16 protein-coding genes are annotated in these 18,169 nt (G+C 64.5%); 14 read left to right on the forward strand and 2 right to left on the reverse strand.

Annotated features, from left to right (window positions below):
• The first annotated feature begins 45 nt into the window (after nucleotides 1-45).
• Nucleotides 46-2,082 (forward strand): M3 family metallopeptidase, encoded by a 2,037-nt coding sequence (locus ACYVNQ_RS12555; protein WP_460902823.1) that lies wholly within the window; start codon nucleotides 46-48, stop codon nucleotides 2,080-2,082.
• A gap of 91 nt (nucleotides 2,083-2,173) precedes the next feature.
• On the opposite strand, the gene ACYVNQ_RS12560 is transcribed toward ACYVNQ_RS12555, so the two are convergent.
• Nucleotides 2,174-3,277, reverse strand: coding sequence for a LacI family DNA-binding transcriptional regulator (locus ACYVNQ_RS12560; protein WP_460902824.1), 1,104 nt, complete (start codon nucleotides 3,275-3,277; stop codon nucleotides 2,174-2,176).
• 224 nt (nucleotides 3,278-3,501) lie between these two features.
• Between ACYVNQ_RS12560 and ACYVNQ_RS12565 the strand changes: the two genes are divergently transcribed.
• Together ACYVNQ_RS12565 and ACYVNQ_RS12570 are read left to right on the forward strand one after the other, a co-directional pair.
• Entirely contained in the window at nucleotides 3,502-4,869 is a 1,368-nt protein-coding gene (locus ACYVNQ_RS12565; protein WP_460902825.1) for an MFS transporter, read from the forward strand.
• 63 nt (nucleotides 4,870-4,932) lie between these two features.
• Nucleotides 4,933-6,096 carry a mandelate racemase/muconate lactonizing enzyme family protein gene (locus ACYVNQ_RS12570; protein ID WP_460902826.1) on the forward strand — a complete coding sequence of 388 codons (1,164 nt, stop codon included), beginning with the start codon at nucleotides 4,933-4,935 and terminating at the stop codon, nucleotides 6,094-6,096.
• A gap of 51 nt (nucleotides 6,097-6,147) precedes the next feature.
• On the opposite strand, the gene ACYVNQ_RS12575 is transcribed toward ACYVNQ_RS12570, so the two are convergent.
• Complete coding sequence (locus tag ACYVNQ_RS12575) at nucleotides 6,148-7,032, reverse strand: LysR family transcriptional regulator (protein WP_460902827.1); 885 nt, start codon at nucleotides 7,030-7,032, stop codon at nucleotides 6,148-6,150.
• 134 nt (nucleotides 7,033-7,166) lie between these two features.
• Here ACYVNQ_RS12575 and ACYVNQ_RS12580 point away from each other — a divergent pair, with 134 nt between their 5' ends.
• The 11 genes from ACYVNQ_RS12580 (at nucleotide 7,167) to ACYVNQ_RS12630 (ending at nucleotide 18,147) form a co-directional block, all read left to right on the forward strand.
• Entirely contained in the window at nucleotides 7,167-8,015 is an 849-nt protein-coding gene (locus ACYVNQ_RS12580; protein ID WP_460902828.1) for a transporter substrate-binding domain-containing protein, read from the forward strand.
• 45 nt (nucleotides 8,016-8,060) lie between these two features.
• Complete coding sequence (locus ACYVNQ_RS12585; protein ID WP_460903568.1) at nucleotides 8,061-8,744, forward strand: amino acid ABC transporter permease; 684 nt, start codon at nucleotides 8,061-8,063, stop codon at nucleotides 8,742-8,744.
• A complete protein-coding gene (locus ACYVNQ_RS12590; RefSeq protein WP_460902829.1) occupies nucleotides 8,734-9,396 on the forward strand; it encodes an amino acid ABC transporter permease in 663 nt (220 codons plus the stop codon). Before ACYVNQ_RS12585 ends, ACYVNQ_RS12590 begins: the two co-directional genes overlap by 11 nt.
• Before the next feature lie 70 nt (nucleotides 9,397-9,466).
• On the forward strand, nucleotides 9,467-10,453 hold the full coding sequence (locus tag ACYVNQ_RS12595; RefSeq protein WP_460903569.1) for an agmatinase: 987 nt from the start codon (nucleotides 9,467-9,469) through the stop codon (nucleotides 10,451-10,453).
• A gap of 43 nt (nucleotides 10,454-10,496) precedes the next feature.
• On the forward strand, nucleotides 10,497-10,904 hold the full coding sequence (locus ACYVNQ_RS12600) for a RidA family protein (RefSeq protein WP_460902830.1): 408 nt from the start codon (nucleotides 10,497-10,499) through the stop codon (nucleotides 10,902-10,904).
• Between the two features lie 461 nt (nucleotides 10,905-11,365).
• Nucleotides 11,366-12,463 (forward strand): BMP family ABC transporter substrate-binding protein, encoded by a 1,098-nt coding sequence (locus tag ACYVNQ_RS12605; protein WP_460902831.1) that lies wholly within the window; start codon nucleotides 11,366-11,368, stop codon nucleotides 12,461-12,463.
• Between the two features lie 90 nt (nucleotides 12,464-12,553).
• Nucleotides 12,554-13,693, forward strand: a complete 1,140-nt coding sequence (locus ACYVNQ_RS12610; protein WP_460902832.1) for an ABC transporter permease — start codon at nucleotides 12,554-12,556, stop codon at nucleotides 13,691-13,693.
• Nucleotides 13,686-14,612: an ABC transporter permease gene (locus ACYVNQ_RS12615; protein ID WP_460902833.1), complete on the forward strand. Its 927-nt coding sequence runs from the start codon at nucleotides 13,686-13,688 to the stop codon at nucleotides 14,610-14,612. Before ACYVNQ_RS12610 ends, ACYVNQ_RS12615 begins: the two co-directional genes overlap by 8 nt.
• A gap of 103 nt (nucleotides 14,613-14,715) precedes the next feature.
• Nucleotides 14,716-15,408 carry a biuret amidohydrolase gene (gene biuH / locus ACYVNQ_RS12620; RefSeq protein WP_460902834.1) on the forward strand — a complete coding sequence of 231 codons (693 nt, stop codon included), beginning with the start codon at nucleotides 14,716-14,718 and terminating at the stop codon, nucleotides 15,406-15,408.
• A gap of 2 nt (nucleotides 15,409-15,410) precedes the next feature.
• A complete protein-coding gene (locus ACYVNQ_RS12625; protein ID WP_460902835.1) occupies nucleotides 15,411-17,129 on the forward strand; it encodes an ABC transporter ATP-binding protein in 1,719 nt (572 codons plus the stop codon).
• Between the two features lie 19 nt (nucleotides 17,130-17,148).
• The gene (locus ACYVNQ_RS12630) at nucleotides 17,149-18,147 is read left to right on the forward strand and encodes a formamidase (RefSeq protein ID WP_460902836.1); all 999 of its coding nucleotides are present in this window, start codon (nucleotides 17,149-17,151) and stop codon (nucleotides 18,145-18,147) included.
• Nucleotides 18,148-18,169 lie beyond the last annotated feature (22 nt).

Below are 18,169 nucleotides of genomic sequence, written 5' to 3' on the forward strand. Positions count from 1 at the left end.
TGTGAGTTCCTCGCCTTTCCGAAGGCAGACTTCCCGAGGCTCGACATGGATGACCGCAGCAACCCGCTGTTGCAGGACTGGCAAACCCCGTACGGATTGCCGCCGTTTGCGCAGATCCGTCCCGAACATTTCGCACCGGCTTTCGCGGTGCTGTGCGAACAGCACCTCGCCGAAATCGATGCGCTTGCAACCGATCCGGCCGCGCCGGATTTCGCCAATACGGCAGCCGCATTCGATGCCGCCGGCGCGCGACTCGAGCGCGTGCGGCTGACCTTCGAAAATCTGTGTTCGTCCGAAGCGCCGCCCGAGTTGCAGGCGGTGGAGCGCGACATGGCGCCGCGTCTTGCCGCTCACGACAGCAAGGTTGCGATGCATGCGGCCTTCTTTGCGCGGCTCGACGCGCTGCATCGCGATGCAACTTCGCTGAACCTGAACGAAGAGCAGCAGCGGCTGTTGCAGCGTCTACATACCGATTTCGTGCGCACCGGTGCCGCGCTGCAGGGCGCCGCGCGCGAGCGCTTCGCTGCGCTGGCGGTGCGGCTTGCCGAACTGCAGACGAATTTCGCACAAAACGTATTGGCCGACGAAGCCGCCTATCGGCTGCCGTTGAAAACCGAAGCGGACCTCGCCGGCTTGCCGGACTTCCTGCGCGCGGCCGCGCGCGGCGCCGCACAGGAACGCGGCGTAGAGGGCTACGTGATCACGCTGTCGCGTTCGCTGGTGCAGCCGTTTCTGACTTTCTCGACGCGCCGCGATCTGCGCGAAACCGCGTGGCGCGCATGGACCTCGCGTGGCGAGACGCCGGCGCGCGACAACCGGCCGCTAGCACGCGAAATCCTCGCGTTGCGCGAACAGCAGGCGCAACTGCTCGGCTACGACACGTTCGCCGATTACGCGCTATCCGACCGCATGGCGGGTCGCGCTGCCGCCGTGCATGAATTGCTCGGCGAAGTGTGGGAGCCGGCCAAGGCGAGCGCGGCGCGCGAGCGGCAGGCACTGGTCGAGCAGGCGGCCGCGCTGGGCGAGCCGACCGACATCGAGCCGTGGGACTGGTACTACCTCGCCGAGAAGGTACGTGTCGCGCGTTTCGCGCTCGACGATGCCGAGGTCAAACCGTACTTCAGCCTCGATGCGATGCTCGCCGCGTTGTTCGATTGCGCGGGGCGGCTGTTCGGCGTGCAGTTCGTCGAGCAGCGCGGCATCGAGCTGTATCACCCGGATGTGCGCCTGTGGGAAGTGCAGCGCGACGGCAAGCGGGTCGGCGTGTTTCTCGGCGACAACTATGCGCGGCCGCACAAACAGGGTGGCGCGTGGATGCATAGCTACCGCAAACAGAAGCGCAACGGCGGCACGGCCGAGCCGATCATCGTCAACAACAACAACTTCGCGCGCAGCGATGGCCCGACGCTGCTGAGCTTCGATGACGTGCGCACGCTGTTCCACGAATTCGGCCATGCGATGCACGGCATGCTGTCCGACGTCACCTATAGCCGGCTGGCAGGCACCAACGTGCCGCAGGATTATGTCGAGCTGCCGTCGCAACTGATGGAAAACTGGGCGACGGTACCGCAAGTGCTGGCGCAGCATGCACGCCACGTGGAAACCGGTGCGCCGATTCCGGCGGCGATGATCGAGCGGATTCGCGCGTCGCAGACCTTCAACCAGGGCTTCGAGACGGTGTCGTACACATCGTCGGCGCTGATCGACATGGCATTGCATCAGCAGAAGAACGCGCAGCAGATCGACATCGAGCGCTTCGAAGCCGAGCAGCGCGAGTGCCTTGGGGTACCGCCGGAAGTCGGCATGCGTCACCGTCTGCCGCATTTCTCGCATATTTTCAGCAGCTCGTACTATGCGGCCGGCTACTACGTGTACATGTGGGCCGAGGTGCTCGAAGCCGAGGCGTTCGACGCGTTCGAGGAAAACGGCAACGCGTTCGATCCGGTGCTCGCGGACAAGCTGCGACGCTATATCTATAGCGCAGGGGACAGCCGTGAAGAACGCGCGGCATTTCGCGCCTTTCGCGGGCGCGATCCGCAGGTCACGCCGATGTTGCGCAAGCGGGGTTTGTTGACGGCGTGAGCGGCCAGCCAATCGTTCATGCCGGCGGCGTGCGGCGGGCGCATGCTACGCGCGCTGCGCGCGCGAGCGGCGCGTGTCGCTCGCTACTCACTCACTCGTGCGTCGCATCCGCCTTGCGCGACGCGCGCTTGCGCCGCGCATCGTTCAGCCCCGGGCGCAGCGCAGCATGCAACGGCGCGCAGCTGGCTCGCGCTTCAAACCACGTTGGCAGCGTGACCGACTCGCTCGCGCTGGGCGCTTCGATCTGCGCGAGCAGGAGTTGCGCCGCGCGCTCGCCAAGCAGCGTCGCATCGCGCATCACGGTAGCAATCGGCGGTTGATGGAAGCGGCTTAGCGGCACGTCGTCGCAACAGACCAGCGACAGGTCGCGGCCCAACTGCAAGCCGCGCCGGTGCACGGCGGCAAGCGCACCCTCCAGCAGCTGATTGCCGCCCAGAATGATCGCAGTCGGCGCATCGGCGGCGTCCAGCATCGTATCGAGCGCAGCCTCGCCATGCTCCGGCGACAGCGTGCCACGATGTACCCACAGCTCGCGCGCAAGGCCGAGACTGTCGTACGCGCCTTCGACCGCGCGAATCCGTTCGCGCGTCGGCCGCACATCGCGGCCCGCGACGAGGCCGATACGGCGATGGCCGGCGGTCAACAGATAGCGCGCCGCATCGCCGACGCCGCGGCCGTGATCGGACAGCACGTAATGCGCGCGAACGTCCGCGGGCAGGGTCCGGTCGATCAGCACCACCGGTGCCTTCGTACCGCGCAGCGCCGCGAGCGTAGCCGGATCGTCTTCGAGCGCAGGCAGCACGATCAGTCCATCCACCTGACGCTGCAACAGCACCTCGATGCGCTCCGCGTCGACGCTCGGCACGCCGCCGGAGTTCGTCAACAGCACCGAAAACCCGGCAACCGACAGCACACTTTCCGCGCCGCTGACGATCGATGCGATCAGCGGGTTGGTGATGTCCGAGCCGACAAAGCCGATCGAACGCGTGGCGCGGCGGCGCAGTCCTTGCGCCAGCGCATTGGGTGCGTAGCCGAGTTCGCGTGCGGCCTCCAGTACGCGCTGCGTCAATTGCGGGCTCGAGCCGGGCTGCCCCGACAGCACACGCGACACCGATGCAATGCCGACGCCCGCGAGCGCAGCCACCGCCTTGATGCCGGTGGGGGCGCGCGTGTCGTCCGACGTGTCCTTGCTCATGACTTCCTCTGGGTTCTTGACATCGCAGTCTACAGCATCTATTGTTCGGAAACGTTTCCGGGAAACGTTTCCAACACCCACTCATACCGGATGCGCACCGCAAGCCTGGTTCCGCGGCGCTCGAGCCGCGGCCAATGGAGAGAGACAGCGCACGACGCCAGCGCGGCGGGGCTTCGCACCCGTGCACGCCGCGGCGTCGCGCGTCCGCACAGACGAGGTGACATTTGGAACACGCATTCCACGACACGCCCGAGGTGAGGCGTGCCGTACGCAACGCGATTCTGAGCGCGATGGTCGGCACCGCAGTCGAGTGGTACGACTACTACCTGTATGCGACCGCCGCCGCGACACTGTTCAACAAGCTGTTTTTCCCTTCTTACGATCACTTGACCGGCACGTTGCTCGCCTATGCGAGCTTCGCGATCGGTTTTGTCGTGCGGCCCGGCGGCAGTGTGCTGTTTGGCCGGCTCGGCGATCGTATCGGGCGCAAGGCGGTGCTGATCATCACGTTGTTGCTGATGGGCGGGTCGACCACGCTGATGGGGGCGTTACCCACGTACGCGTCGGCCGGTGTGTGGGCGCCGGTGCTGCTGTGCGTGCTGCGTGCGTTCCAGGGGCTGGGCTCCGGTGCCGAGTACGCGGGGGCCGTACTGATGGTGGTCGAGTATGCGCCGCCGCGCCGACGTGGCCTGTACGGCGCGCTGCCTTACACCGGTGTTGCACTCGGCCTGTTGCTGTCGCTCGCCACTTTCCATCTGTCGTCGCTGCTTTCGAAGGGCGCTTTCGAAGAGTGGGGCTGGCGCATTCCGTTCCTGTTGAGCGCGGTGGTGGTGCTGCTCGGCCTCGTGCTGCGCAGCCGCCTGAAGGAAACGCCGGTGTTCGAGGAACTGCGCAAAAAGAACGCCGTGGTGAAGTCGCCGCTGAAGGAGGTGTTCAGCACGTCGCTGCGGCCGATGCTATGCGCGTGGGGCGCGCGCCTTGGCGACAACTCGCTGGCGTATATCTACGAGTCGTTCGTGATTGTCTATGTGACGCAGCAACTGCATATGGCGCGCGACACGATCGTCACCGCGCTGATGTTCAGCACCGCGCTGCAATTCATCACGGTGCCGCTGTTCGGCTGGGTGTCTGACCTGATCGGGCGCCGGCCCGTGTATATCGGCGGCGCACTGATTTCCGGGCTCGCGATCTTCCCGTTCTTCGCGATGCTGCAGTCGGGCCAGTTGTTCTGGATTTATACCGGGCTCTTTCTGGTGTCGTCGGTCGGCAAGACGATGATGACGTCCGCGCAAAGCCCATGGCTTGCCGAAATGTTCCCGGCGCGGGTGCGCTACACGGGTTTCTCGCTGGCGCGCGAAGTGACTTCGCCGATCTCCGGCGGCATCGCGCCGATGATCGCGGTGGCCTTGCTCGCAGCCGGCGGCGGTTCGCCGCATCTGGTTGCGTGGTACGTGGTCGTGCTCGGCCTGATTACCACGGTGTCGGTGTTGCTCGGGCCCGAGACGCGCGGCCGCGATTTCGCTGCGAGCGCAACCGAACCGGCGCAGGCCGCCGCGCCCGACCCACGCGATCCGCTGCACGCCACGCATTGACATTGCGTCGACACCCGCATTCACCGATTCGCCATTTTCCGCATCGACACACAAGGAGCACGCATGAAAATCACCCAAGTCGAACCGCTGCACGTCGGCCAGTTCATGTTCGTCAGGATCGATACCGACGAAGGCATTACCGGCTACGGCGAGGCCGGCATCTGGGGGCATATAGAAGCCGCCGGCACGGCGATCCGGCGCTTCGCCGAGTACCTGGTCGGCAAGCGCGCGTTCGACATCGAGCATCACTGGAACGTGATGCATCGCTTCAGCTATTTTCAGGGGCTCGCCATCAATGCGGCGATTTCCGCCATCGACATCGCGCTGTGGGATATCAAGGGCCGCGCGCTGAACGTGCCGATCTACGAGTTGCTCGGCGGCCCCGCACGCAAGAAAGCGCGCATCTACGGACACATCTACGAGAGCTCGATCGACAAGGTGCTGGAAGAATGCCAGCGCAAGATGGAAGCGGGCTACAACGCGTTCGGGCACATCAACCCGTTTCTCGACGAAGGCAACGACAAGGTCTACTTCAAGACGCACATCCGCAAGATGCGCGATGCGATCGAGAACGTGCACCGGATGCGCGAGGTAGTCGGGCAACGGGTAGACCTGCTGGTCGAACTGCACCGGCGCCTGACGCCCGCTGAAGCGATTACTTTCACGAACGGTATCGAAGCGACCACGCCGATGTTCGTCGAAGACCCGATTCGTCCGGAAAACGCCGATGCGATGGCGCGCGTCGCCGATCGCATCAAGGTGCCGATCGCCACCGGCGAACGCTTCTGCACGATCTACGAATTCCAGGCGCTGCTCGCGCGCAATGCAGTTGAATATGCGCGGGTGGACGTGGCCGTATGCGGCGGCATTACCGGCGCGAAGAAAGTCGCCGCACTGGCCGAAGCGCATCACGTGCAGGTCGTGCCGCACAATCCGCTTTCGCCGATCGGCCTCGCGGCATGCCTGCAGGTGGCGGCCGCGATTCCGAACTTCGCGATCCAGGAGTACGCGACCGGATTCGAGGCGGGGGTGTTCGAATCGACCGGCAAGCATTTGGGCAGCGATATCGTCGACCGTGTGCCGCTGCCGAACAATGGCTTCGTCGATATTCCGGACGGCCCTGGCCTCGGCATGGCATTGCTGCCCGATGCGCAGAAAATCCGGCCGCCGCTGTCGAAGCCGATTTCGATGCGGCCGCATTTCGATGGGTTCGTCGTCGATCAGTAACAGCCGAAAAGTGAGGCGGCGCACGCGTACGCAGACGCAGACGCATAGGCCTTATCGATGCGCGTTCAACAGCAGGTCGAGAAACGTCTCGGCACTGCGTGTCAGCGGCCGGGCCTCCTCGACAATCGCGCAAAACGGCATCGCATAGGACGGTGTATCCGGCAGCACCGCGAACTCGTAGCGCGGTGCGAGCCGCGCTGCGTAGTGCTCGGGCAGCAGACCGACGCAACGGCCGGTAGCGACCATCATCGCGATGCCTTCGAGGCCGCTCACGTCCATCCCCTGTTTGAAGCCGTGATTCGCTAGCGCATCTTCGACGAACGGATGCGGCCGGTATGCAAGCGGCAATGTGCGCGTGTCCTGCAGTGCGCTTATTTCTCCCGCCGCGGCCGGACAATAAAACACGCGATGGGTCTCCGTGAACAACGGATAGTGCCGGAACGTGCGCATCTGCCGGTAGGCGCCGCGAATCGCGATCTGCACGCGCCGTTCCGCAAGCGCGGCGCCCAGATCGCTGAACGTCATGACCGAAAGCGATGGCCGGACCAGTGGCGCGACACGCTGTAGTTCAGCCAGCGCTTTCGGTACGTGGCAGCCTTCGTGCGTCATCACATGTTCGGACGTGCCGAGCAGCAGCGGCCCCGACAATACGCCGCGCACCGCATCCACTTCGGGCTTGATGCGTTCGAGCGATTCGAGCGCCTGCAGCGCGACGCGCAGCGCCACCGTGCCGCTTTCGGTCAGCTGGAACCCACCAGGGCCGCGCTCGCACAACTTCACGCCCAGACGCGTTTCGACCTCGTTGATATGCCGGCTGATCGATGCCTTCGACATCGCCAGCACGCGCTCGGCAGCGGCGAAACCACTGGCCTGCGCAGCGGCGCAGAACACACGCAGCGAGCGCAGGTCGCGTTCGTTCAGGTCCATTTTCTTCATCGCGCGGCTCCGTCGCCGACCTTCCGAAAGGTCTTGATTTCCGAAACCATAGCAACGAAAAAATGGTTTTCCAAAACTTTTTTGTCTGCCTACATTCAGTTCACCAACGACTGGCCTTGACCTCGGGGAACCCCATGATCTCGCTCGACCGACGCAAATTTCTGACCGTAGCGGGCGGCGTCTCGCTCGCGCTTGCCGTGCCCGCCGTTGCGTTCGCGGAGGGCGGCACGCTCGCCGAAATCCGCCAGCGCGGCAAGCTGACCGTGGGTACCGAGGCGGCTTACGAACCGTTCGAGTTCGTCGAGAACGGCAAGGTGGTGGGCTACGGCCACGACATTCTCGAGTACATGGCGGGCAAACTCGGCGTCACGCTGAATCAGGTCAATCTGCCGTTTCAAGGCCTGCTGCCCGGCCTGATGACGCACAAGTTCGACTTCGTCGCGACCAGCGTCGGCATCAACCCGGAGCGTGCGAAACGCTTTGCGTTCTCCGAGCCGGTGGGCGTGGTCGATACCGTGCTGGTCGTGCGCTCGGGCGAGAACCGCATCAGCAAGGCAGACGATCTGGCCGGCCATGTGGTGGGTACGCAGATGGGCTCGTCGTCGCAGCCGATCGCGCAGACCTTCGATACGCAGCTCAAGACGAAAGGCGCGGGTTTCGCGGATATGAAGCTGTTTCAGGCGTACCCGGACGTGATGGTTGCGCTCGCAAACAAGACGCTCGACGTGGGCATCATGCCGTCGAACATCGTGGCCGTGCTGATGAAGCGCGAGCCGGGCCAGTACCGGGTGATCGGCAAGATCGGCGAGCCGAAAATGCTGGCATGGGTTGCGCATCCGCAGGACAAGGAGATTCGCGGCTTTATCAACACGTCGCTGACCGAGCTGGCGCAAAACGGCCAGCTCGCGCAGATGCAGAAGAAGTGGTTCGGCTACACGATGAATCTGCCGACCAGCGGTTACTTGCCGGAAGGCGCGGTTTAAGCGCGGCGTCGAGCCAGAGCGACAGGAACGATCGTGAGCCTCGCGATGCCGGCTGCGCTCGCCCCGATATTCGCGACGTGCGCGCCATTCGTGCGCGACTTTGCCACAGGCGCCGCGACAACCGTTGTATCGAGCGTCGCGGCCTTCGCGCTCGGCACGCTGATCGGTGTGGTGCTGCTGGTTGTGCGGCAACTCGGCGGCCGCGCGCTGGCTGCATGCGTGGTCGTCTACGTCAGCCTGATTCGCGGCACGCCTGCGTTGATCCAGATGCTGGTTGCGTACTACGTGCTGCCGGCGGTGTTGAACATTCCACTTGCGCCGCTGCCGGCCGGCATTCTGGCGCTTGCGCTGAACACTGCCGCGTATATCTCCGAGATCCTGCGCGGCGCGCTGAACTCGCTCGGGCGCGGCCAGTTACCGGCGGCGCGCGCGCTTGGCATGAACGGCTGGCAGGTGTGGCGCTACATCGTGTTTCCTCAGCTGTTTTACCGCTCGATTCCGCCGCTCACCAGCGAATTCACGATGCTGTTGAAGGCGTCTTCACTGATGTCGATCATCGCGGTGCACGACCTTGCCACTGCCGCGCGCGATGCGACGCTGCAAACCAGTTTGCCGCTGCAGCTGTTTTCGATCACTGCGGCGATCTACTTTGCGATTCTGTTCGTCGTATCGTCGGTGTCGCGCCGGCTCGAACGCCGCGTGGCGAAGGTGCTGCCCCATGGCCATTGATTTCAGTGTGGTCGAAACTTCAGTGCGGCCTTTGTTGAAGGGCCTTGCGGTGACTGCACACGTGTGTGTGCTCGGCATTCCGGCGGGCATCGTAGCCGGCACCGTGGCCGCCTATTGCCGCGACGCGCCGGCGCGGGCCGTGCGCGCGCTGGCATCCGCCTATGTCGAAGTTGTGCGCAACGTACCGTTTCTGATTCTCGTATATCTGAGTTTTTTTGGCTTGCCGAAGCTGGGCGTCGCGATGTCGGCGTTTGCGATCGGCGTGGCAGCGACGGCGTTCTACACCGGCGGTTATTTCTGCGAAATCCTGCGTGCGGCGCTGCACAGCCTGCCTCGCGGACAGTTGCAGGCTGCGCGCTCGCTCGGCCTGTCGGAATGGCACACGCAGCGCTATGTGGTGCTGCCGCAGATCTTCGGCTTCCTTGCGCCGGCTACTACCAGCCTGACGATCATGATGTTCAAGGACACCTCGGTGTTCTCGGTGATGAGCCTTGCCGAACTGACCTATCAAAGCAACCTGCTGACCGCGGACACCTTCGCGTACGTCGAGGTACTCGGCACGACCGCGCTGATCTATTGGGCGTGCAGCGTGCTGCTCGATGTCGCGGGGCAGTGGTCCGAGCGCTATGCAACGCGCTACCGCCGCGCGTAGATGTGCGTAAGCGCGCAAGCACGCATAAGCGCGCGACCTTTCCTTCAACCTTGAACGCTGGAGCCTGATGATGCGATCGCTCACCGTGCCGCCGAAAACCGGCCACAAGACGCTGCTGTATTCCGACCTCGCACTGGATCTCGATCATCTCGAAGCCGACATTGCGGTACTCGGCATGCCCTACGGTTCTGCCTATTCGGCAGCCGATTTCACTAACGACCAGACCAACGCACCGAGCGCGATCCGCGCGGCGACCGACCGCGTGGTGCGCTCGCCCGGTCATTACGATTTCGACATCGATGGTCCGCTCTTGCAGGAGCGCACCGACATCCGCTTCGTCGATTGCGGCGACGTGGTCGCCGATCTGGCGGCGCCGGGCAGCCACTATCAGCGCGTGGAAAGCGCGGTGCGCAAGATTCTCGCGGCTGGCGCGCTGCCGATCGTGATGGGCGGCGATCACGGTATTACGACGCCGGTGCTGCGCGCGTTCGACAGCATGGCGCCGCTGACGCTGGTACACGTCGATGCGCATCTGGACTGGCGCGACGAAGTGAATGGCGTGCGCGACGGGCTGTCGAGCCCGATCCGCCGCGCGTCGGAGATGGCACACGTGACGAAGATCGTGCAGATCGGCCTGCGCGCGCAAGGCAGCGGACGGCCCGAGGAATTGCGCGCGGCGCGCGCGTGGGGCTCCGAACTGGTGACCGCATATGAACTGCACGAAGTCGGCATGGCGGCGGTGCTCGAACGGATTCCGGATGGCGGCAACTACTATCTGACGATCGATGCCGACGGGCTCGATCCTTCGGTGATGCCGGCGGTGGCGGGGCCCGCGCCGGGCGGCGTGACCTTCGTGCAGGCGCGCCAGCTGATTCACGGCCTGGTGAAGAAGGGGCGCGTGGTCGGCATGGACATCGTCGAGATCCAGCCGGAGAAGGACGTCAACCAGATTTCGTGCATTACCGCAGGGCGCCTTATCCTGAACCTGATCGGCAGCGCGATCCGCGCGGGCTATTTCGACCGGCACGCATCAGCGTCTGCGACCGCGTCCAAATGAGCGTCTGCATGAGCGCCTCCTTCACTCCGAACTGAACCACGTCATGGAACATACCCGCATCCGTCCGTTCAACACGCGCGACACCTACCCGGAACAGGCGCTCGACAACGATCTTGCGCAAGCTGTCGTAGCCGGCAAGATGGTCTTTCTGCGCGGCCAGATCGGCCAGAACCTCGATACCAACGAATCGGTCGGCATCGGCGACGCAGCGGCCCAGGCCGAACGCGCGATGGCGAACGTGAAGATGCTGCTAGAAGAAGCAGGCAGCAAACTGGAAGACATTTGCAAGGTCACCATCTATCTGACCGACATCCGCTATCGCGAAGCGGTGTATCGCGTGGTCGGGCGCTGGCTGAAGGGCGTGCACGCGGTATCGACGGGTCTCGTCGTGACGGCGCTGGCGCGGCCGGAGTGGGTGGTTGAAGTGGATGTGATTGCAGTAAAGCCGTAGTCGTATCGTTGAATCGTCGGCACTGCCGGCGCGTTGCGCATCTTGCGCATCTGAAGAACGTATCTGAATAGCAGGGGCGTCCGATCCTGTGCGCCTGCACACCTGCGAATCTCCGTCATCACGCACGCTCCCAGGGAGCGCTGCACCACGATGAACGCCGCGGCGACCCACGTTGGGTCACGCGGCCGCGCGGCTTGATCCGCCGCCAGATCCCGTAAAACCTTATCCATCATGCATTTGCCTGCGCGCAGTGCCTCCCGGCACGAAAGCTGCAAATGCGTGCGCAACTTGTATTCAAGATTGAACGCATGACTGACACCACACCGGCGCACAGCGCTCTGCTGGGCTTCCGCCATCACGAATCCGCCTGCGCCGATTGGCTCACAGCGTGAGCCATTAACGTCAGCGCCACCGAAACGCTTTCATATCCCAAACCAATCACAGGAACAGGAACCCACACCATGACCAACCGCCGCGATTTCATCAAAGGTGCCGGTGCATTCGCGCTCGGCAGCGTACTGCCGTTCGAAGCGGCATTTGCCGCCACGCCGTTGATTGTCGGCGTGATCTACGTCGGCGCGCGCGGCGATTTTGGCTACAACCAGGCTCAGGCGCAGGCCGCCGCGATCATCAAGAAGCTGCCGAATGTGAAGGTGGTCGAAGAAGAGAACGTGCCCGAAACCGTCGCCGTGCAAAAGACCATGGAAGCGATGATCGAGCAGGACGGTGCGACGCTGATCATCGCCACATCGTATGGCTACTTCGATCCGCACGTGCTGAAAGTTGCGGCCAAGTACCCGAAAATCCGCTTCGCGCACTGCGGCGGCGTGTGGAAAGCGGGTGATCCGGTCAACATCACCAGCTACTTCGGCTATATCGACGAATGCCAGTATCTGAACGGCGTGGTCGCCGGCCATGCGAGCAAGACCAAGAAGCTGGGCTTTGTCGCCGCCAAGCCGATTCCGCAGGTGCTGCGCAACATCAACGCGTACACGCTTGGCGCGCAATCGGTCGATCCGTCGATCACCACGCATGTGATCTTCACCGGTGAATGGTCGATGCCCGTCAAGGAAGCGGAAGCCACCAACAGCCTGATCGACCAGGGTTGCGACGTGATCACCTGCCACGTCGATGGACCGAAGGTGATCGTCGAGACCGCGGAGAAGCGCGGTGCGATGACCTGCGGCTATCACGCAAGCCAGGCGCCGCTCGCGCCGAAGGGCTATCTGACCGGCGCCGAGTGGGACTGGGCGACGCCGTACACGACCATCGTCAGCTCGGTGCAGAACGGCAAGCCGTTGCCGAACCTGATGCGCGGCGGCCTGAAGGAAGGCTTCGTGAAGATGTCGCCGTATGGGCCGAAGGTCGATGCGGCAGGCAAAGCCAACGCCGACGCAGTGAAGGCGAAGATGGTCGCCGGCCAGTATCCGATCTTCAAGGGACCGCTGAAGGACAACAAGGGCGGTGTCGCAGTCGCTTCCGGGGTCACGCATCCGCAAACCGATATCGCGCTTGAAAGCATGAATTATCTGGTCGCGGGTGTGATCGGCCAGATCTGATGAAGGTAGCGCGGCTGCGCCGTGAGGCCGCCGCGCAACCAGCCTGCCTGTAGCCAGGGTTCTCCACGTCAATCCGCGCAAGGAGTTGTGATGGGTTTTGCTGTTTCGTCTGGCCGCCCTGCGGCCGGCGCCGCGCGGTTGATGCTCGGCGTGCTGCCCGCCGTGCCGACGGTGTGCGCATTCGTCGGCACGTTGCTGTTGTTTTCGCTGTTTCTGCTGGTGCAAGGTCAGCCGGCCGCCGATGCGCTCGGCCTGATCGTGCAGGGCGCGTACGGTTCGTCGTTCGCCTGGCAGAACACGCTGCAGCGTGCCGCGCCGTTGATGCTGACGGCGCTGTGCGTGGCGTTGCCGGCGCAAGTCGGCCTGATCGTGATCGGCGGCGAAGGGGCGCTTGCGCTCGGCGGCCTCGCCGCGGCCATCGTGCCGCAACTGGTGCCGGCCGCTACGCCGTGGTTTGTCGCGACGCCGTTGATGGCGTTGTTCGGCATGCTCGCCGGCGGCCTGTGGGTCGGCGCTGCCGGCGCGCTGCGCCAGTTGCGCGGCGTCAACGAGACGATCAGCAGCCTGCTGCTGTCGTACATCGCGATCGCGTTGTTCAAGCATCTGGTCGAAGGTCCGCTGCGCGATCCGGCCACCTTGAACAAGCCGTCGACGCCGCCGTTGCCCGACGCGATGACGATCGGTTCGTTGCCCGGCCTCGACGTGCATTGGGGCCTGTTGTGGGGCCTCGTCGCGTGTATCGCAGCATGGGTGTTCGTGCGACACAGCACGAAAGGCTTTGCCATGCGTGTGGCAGGCGGCAATCCGCGCGCTGCGCGTCTGGTCGGATTGCCGGTGAACCGGCTCGCGATTCTCGCGTGCGCGCTCGGCGGCGCAGCGGCGGGCCTCGCCGGTATGTTTGAAGTCGCGGCGGTGCAGGGCAGCGCGAATGCATCGATGCTGGTCGGCTATGGCTACGCCGGCATTCTGGTCGCGTTCGCCGCGCGCCAGAACCCGCTCGCGATCGTTGTGTGCGCGGTGCTGGTGGGCGGTATCGAGGCGAGCGGCAGCCTGCTGCAGCGCCGTCTCGGCTTGCCCGATGCCACCACCTTGGTACTGCAAGGGCTGCTGTTCGCGAACCTGCTTGCATGGGAAGCCTTCGGTGTGCGCCTCACCGCCTGGCGCACGAAACTGCAGGCCGCCGCACGTGCCGGCGAAACCAGCGCATCACTGGAGGGCAAGCATGCCTGATCTGCATTCCACTTTTGCCGTGCTGGCCATGTCGCTGCTGGCCGGCGCACTGCGTGTCAGCACGCCGTATCTGTTCGTGAGCCTCGGCGAGTGTCTGACCGAGAAGGGCGGCCGCGTCAATCTCGGGCTCGAAGGCATTCTTGTGTCGGGCGCGATGACTGCGTATGCCGCGTCGTATCTGACCGGCTCGCCGTGGCTCGGCGTGCTGGCTGCCTGTGGCACCGGGCTGCTGCTCGGCGTGCTGCATGGTCTGGTGTGCTCGTTGCCGCGTGTGTCGGACATTGCGTTCGGCATTGCATTGATGCTGTTCGGCGTCGGCCTTGCGTTCTATCTCGGCAAGCCGTTTATCGAGCCGCAGGCGCCGATGCTCGCGTCGTTCGATCTGGCCGGCGGCGCGGCTTCCTCGCAACTGCACAACGCACTGCGCGTGAATCCGCTGTTCATCATCGGCGTGGTGCTCGCGTTCGCGTTGCAGTGGGGTTTGCGTCATACGCGCTGGGGCATGGTGCTGCGCCTCGTCGGCGAAAACGCGGAAAGCGCGCGTGCGATGGGCTATCCGATCACCGGTGTGCGGATTGCCGCGACCGCGGTAGGCGGCGTGTTCGCGGGCGTGGCCGGCGCGTATCTGTCGCTGGTCTATCCGGGCAGCTGGAACGAAGGGCTGTCGAGCGGCCAGGGGCTGATGGCGGTGGCGCTGGTGATCTTCGCACGCTGGCAGCCGCTGCGCTGCCTGTGGGCCGCGCTGCTGTTCGGCGCTGCCGGCGCGCTCGGGCCGGCGCTGCAGTCGGTCGGCGTGACCAGCGGCTACTACCTGTATAACGCCGCCCCTTATGTGCTGACGCTCGCGATCATGATCGTCAACTGCCGGCCGGACCGCACGCTGGCAGGCGCGCCCGGCGAATTGAGCCTGACGCGCTGATGTCCCGACTCACCGCGCGACTCACCGCGCGACTCACCTCGCGCTTCACTTCGCGCTTCACTTCGCGACGCACGATCCGCACGCCTTTATTCAGAGAACCGACATGAACCGTTTTATCGAAGCCAGCCCCTATCCGTGGCCTTATGACGGCGCACTGCGTCCAGATAACACCGCGCTCGTGATCATCGATATGCAGACCGATTTCTGCGGCATCGGTGGTTACGTCGACAAGATGGGCTACGACCTGTCGCTGACGCGCGCGCCGATCGAGCCGATCAAACGCGTGCTCGCGCTGATGCGCGAGCAGGGCTTCACGATTATCCACACGCGTGAAGGGCATCGCCCGGATCTGTCGGACCTGCCGGCCAACAAGCGCTGGCGCAGCCGCCGCGCGGGTACCGGCGACATCGGTATCGGCGACGAGGGCCCGTGCGGCCGCATTCTGGTGCGCGGCGAACCGGGCTGGGAAATCATCGACGAACTCGCGCCGCTGCCCGGCGAAATCGTCATCGACAAGCCGGGTAAAGGCTCGTTTTGCGCGACCGATCTCGAACTGATCCTGCGCACGCGCGGCATCGCGAATCTGGTGCTGACCGGTATCACGACCGATGTCTGCGTACACACGACGATGCGCGAAGCGAACGATCGCGGCTTCGAATGCACCGTGCTGTCGGACTGCTGCGGCGCCACCGACAAGGGCAATCACGCGGCGGCGCTGAACATGATCCTGATGCAGGGCGGCGTGTTCGGCACGGTGTCCGATTCCACGGCGCTGGTCGCCGCGCTCGGGCGCTGATCATGGTGACGCGTTTGCAGGCACGCGGTGCAGCGGCCGCCGCGGCGCGCGCGGCGGCGAGAACCGGGCTCGGCGTCGAAGTGGTCGGCGCGAGCAAGAGCTTCGGTGCCTTTCGCGCGCTCGACAACGTGACGCTGAAGGTGCGCGCCGGCACCGTGCACGCGCTGCTCGGTGAAAACGGCGCGGGCAAGAGCACGCTCGTGAAGGGCCTCGTCGGTTATGGGCTGCTCGATGAGGGCGACATCGTTGCCGATAACCGCCAGGTGCGCATCGCGTCGCCGCGCGATGCACAGGCGCTTGGTATCGGCATGGTGTACCAGCATTTCACGGTGGCCGCGGGGCTGTCGGTTGAAGAGAACCTGCTGCTGGCACGCGGGCGTTTGCCGTGGCGCATCGACTGGGCTGCGGAGCGTGCGGCGCTGGATGCATTTATGCGCAGCATGCCGTTCCGGCTGCGGCTCGATGCGCCGGTAGCGACGCTGGCGGCCGGCGAAAAGCAGAAGCTCGAAATTCTGAAGCAGCTTTATTTGCGCCAGCGTTTCCTGATTCTCGACGAACCGACTTCGGTGCTGACGCCGCAAGAGGCCGACGAAGTGCTTGGCCTGATGCGCGACATGGCATCGCGCGGCGAACTGACCGTGCTGATGATCACGCACAAGTTCCGCGAAGTGATGGCGTATGCGGACGATGTGACGGTGCTGCGCAAAGGGCGTCTGGTCGGCACGAGCGCAGTGGCTGATACCGATCGCGATCGCCTTGCTGCGTGGATGATGGGTAGCGAAGCGGTGCAGGACGCAGCGCGTGATGAAGCGGTGCAGATCGATGCCGCATCCAGCGAAGCCATGCGCAACGAAATCGCGCACGAGGAGGCCACGCAAAACGAAGCGACGCGTGCTCCGCGCCGTGCGATGCCCGCCGACGCACCGGTGCGGCTGGCACTGTCGTCACTGTCGGTGATCGACGACCGCGGTCACACGGCGGTGCGCGACGTGTCGCTCGACGTGCGTTCCGGCGAAATTCTCGGCATCGCCGGGGTGTCGGGCAACGGTCAAAAGGAACTGATCGAAGCGCTGGTTGGCCAGCGTCGCGTGCAGGCGGGCGAGATGCGTGTGCACGGCGAGCCTTATCGTGCGACGCGTGAAGAGATGACGCGCCTGCGCCTGTTCGCGCTGCCTGAAGAACCGCTGCGCAATGCCTGCGTCGCGAACCTGTCGGTGGCCGAGAACCTCGCGCTACGCGACTTCGACCGCGCGCCCGTCAAACGTGGCGGCTGGCGCATCGACCGGCGCGCAATGCGCGCCCGCGCCGAACAGCTGATCGCCGAATTCAACGTGCGTCCGCCGCTGCCCGAACGCGCAATCGGTACCTTGTCCGGCGGCAACGTGCAGCGCGCCGTGCTGGCGCGCGAACTCGGCCAGCCGGTCGACGTGCTGATCGTCGCCAACCCGGTATTTGGACTAGACTTTTCTTCGGTCGCCGACATTCATGCACGGCTTGTCGCAGCGCGCGATGCGGGTGCCGCAGTGCTGCTCGTCAGCGAAGATCTCGACGAACTGCTGGAGCTCGCAGACCGTATCGCGGTGATGGCGGAAGGCCGCATCGTATTCGAGACCGCCGCGCAGCGCGCGGACCGCGTGTCGCTCGGCCGTCATATGGCGGGCCACAGTGACGCGCACGAAGGCGCGGCCGTTGCGCCCACAACCTTGCATGCTGAAGCCTGAAAACAGGAGCGAATAGACAATGAGTTCGAGTGGACTGGGTGGCCTGAACAAGGCGCCGAACGGTATCGTGATCGGCCTCGTGCAATTGCAGAACCCCGACGTCGAAACACCCGCGCAGCTTGCCGCGCAAACGCAGCGCATCGTCGAACTGGTCGGCAAGGCGCGTCGCAACAACCCTGCGATGGATCTCGTGGTGTTTCCCGAGTATGCGCTGCACGGCCTGTCGATGCGCACCGACGAAGCCATCATGTGCAGACTCGATGGCCCGGAAGTCGCGGCATTCAAGGCGGCCTGCGTCGAGCACAAGATCTGGGGCTGCTTTTCGATCATGGAGCTCAATCCGGGTGGCAATCCGTACAACAGCGGCCTGATCATCGACGATCATGGCGACGTGCAGCTGTATTACCGCAAGCTGCATCCATGGGTGCCGGTCGAGCCGTGGGAGCCGGGCAATCTCGGCGTGCCGGTATGCAAGGGGCCGAATGGCGCGCTGCTGTCGCTGATCATCTGCCACGACGGCATGTTCCCCGAGATGGCGCGCGAGGCGGCTTACAAGGGCGCGGAAGTGATTATCCGCACCGCCGGTTATACGGCGCCGATCCGGCACGCGTGGCGCATCACGAACCAGTCGAATGCGTTTCAGAATCTCGCGCAAACCGCGAGCGTCTGCCTGTGCGGCAGCGACGGCACATTCGATTCGATGGGCGAAGGCATGTTCTGCGATTTCGACGGCACGATCATGGTGGACGGCAGCCATCGCCCCGACGAAATCATCACCTGCGAAATGCGTCCGGACCTCGTGCGCGAAGCACGCATTCATTGGGGCGTGGAGAACAACATCTATCAGTTCGGCCATCGCGGCTATGTCGCCGTGAAGGGCGGTGCGCAGGATTGCCCGTACACCTTCATGCAGGACCTCGTGCGCGGCGAATACCGCTTGCCGTGGGAGGCACAGGTGCGTGTGACCGACGGGACACCATGCGGTTTTCCGCCGCCCGAGCGCAAGTACAAGGGTTGAACCCGAGGCTGTTACAACGGGC

Source organism: Paraburkholderia jirisanensis (assembly GCF_054782355.1).

Excerpts from the sequence above, each read along its gene's own strand:
- ACYVNQ_RS12570 (WP_460902826.1), top strand. The coding sequence starts at position 4,933 with ATGAAAATCACCCAAGTCGAACCGCTGCACGTCGGCCAGTTCATGTTC.
- ACYVNQ_RS12590 (WP_460902829.1), top strand. The coding sequence starts at position 8,734 with ATGGCCATTGATTTCAGTGTGGTCGAAACTTCAGTGCGGCCTTTGTTG.
- ACYVNQ_RS12610 (WP_460902832.1), top strand. The coding sequence starts at position 12,554 with ATGGGTTTTGCTGTTTCGTCTGGCCGCCCTGCGGCCGGCGCCGCGCGG.
- ACYVNQ_RS12600 (WP_460902830.1), top strand. The coding sequence starts at position 10,497 with ATGGAACATACCCGCATCCGTCCGTTCAACACGCGCGACACCTACCCG.
- ACYVNQ_RS12605 (WP_460902831.1), top strand. The coding sequence starts at position 11,366 with ATGACCAACCGCCGCGATTTCATCAAAGGTGCCGGTGCATTCGCGCTC.
- ACYVNQ_RS12580 (WP_460902828.1), top strand. The coding sequence starts at position 7,167 with ATGATCTCGCTCGACCGACGCAAATTTCTGACCGTAGCGGGCGGCGTC.
- ACYVNQ_RS12560 (WP_460902824.1), bottom strand. The coding sequence starts at position 3,277 with ATGAGCAAGGACACGTCGGACGACACGCGCGCCCCCACCGGCATCAAG.
- ACYVNQ_RS12625 (WP_460902835.1), top strand. The coding sequence starts at position 15,411 with ATGGTGACGCGTTTGCAGGCACGCGGTGCAGCGGCCGCCGCGGCGCGC.
- biuH (WP_460902834.1), top strand. The coding sequence starts at position 14,716 with ATGAACCGTTTTATCGAAGCCAGCCCCTATCCGTGGCCTTATGACGGC.
- ACYVNQ_RS12555 (WP_460902823.1), top strand. The coding sequence starts at position 46 with ATGGATGACCGCAGCAACCCGCTGTTGCAGGACTGGCAAACCCCGTAC.
- ACYVNQ_RS12575 (WP_460902827.1), bottom strand. The coding sequence starts at position 7,032 with ATGAAGAAAATGGACCTGAACGAACGCGACCTGCGCTCGCTGCGTGTG.
- ACYVNQ_RS12585 (WP_460903568.1), top strand. The coding sequence starts at position 8,061 with ATGCCGGCTGCGCTCGCCCCGATATTCGCGACGTGCGCGCCATTCGTG.
- ACYVNQ_RS12595 (WP_460903569.1), top strand. The coding sequence starts at position 9,467 with ATGCGATCGCTCACCGTGCCGCCGAAAACCGGCCACAAGACGCTGCTG.
- ACYVNQ_RS12615 (WP_460902833.1), top strand. The coding sequence starts at position 13,686 with ATGCCTGATCTGCATTCCACTTTTGCCGTGCTGGCCATGTCGCTGCTG.
- ACYVNQ_RS12630 (WP_460902836.1), top strand. The coding sequence starts at position 17,149 with ATGAGTTCGAGTGGACTGGGTGGCCTGAACAAGGCGCCGAACGGTATC.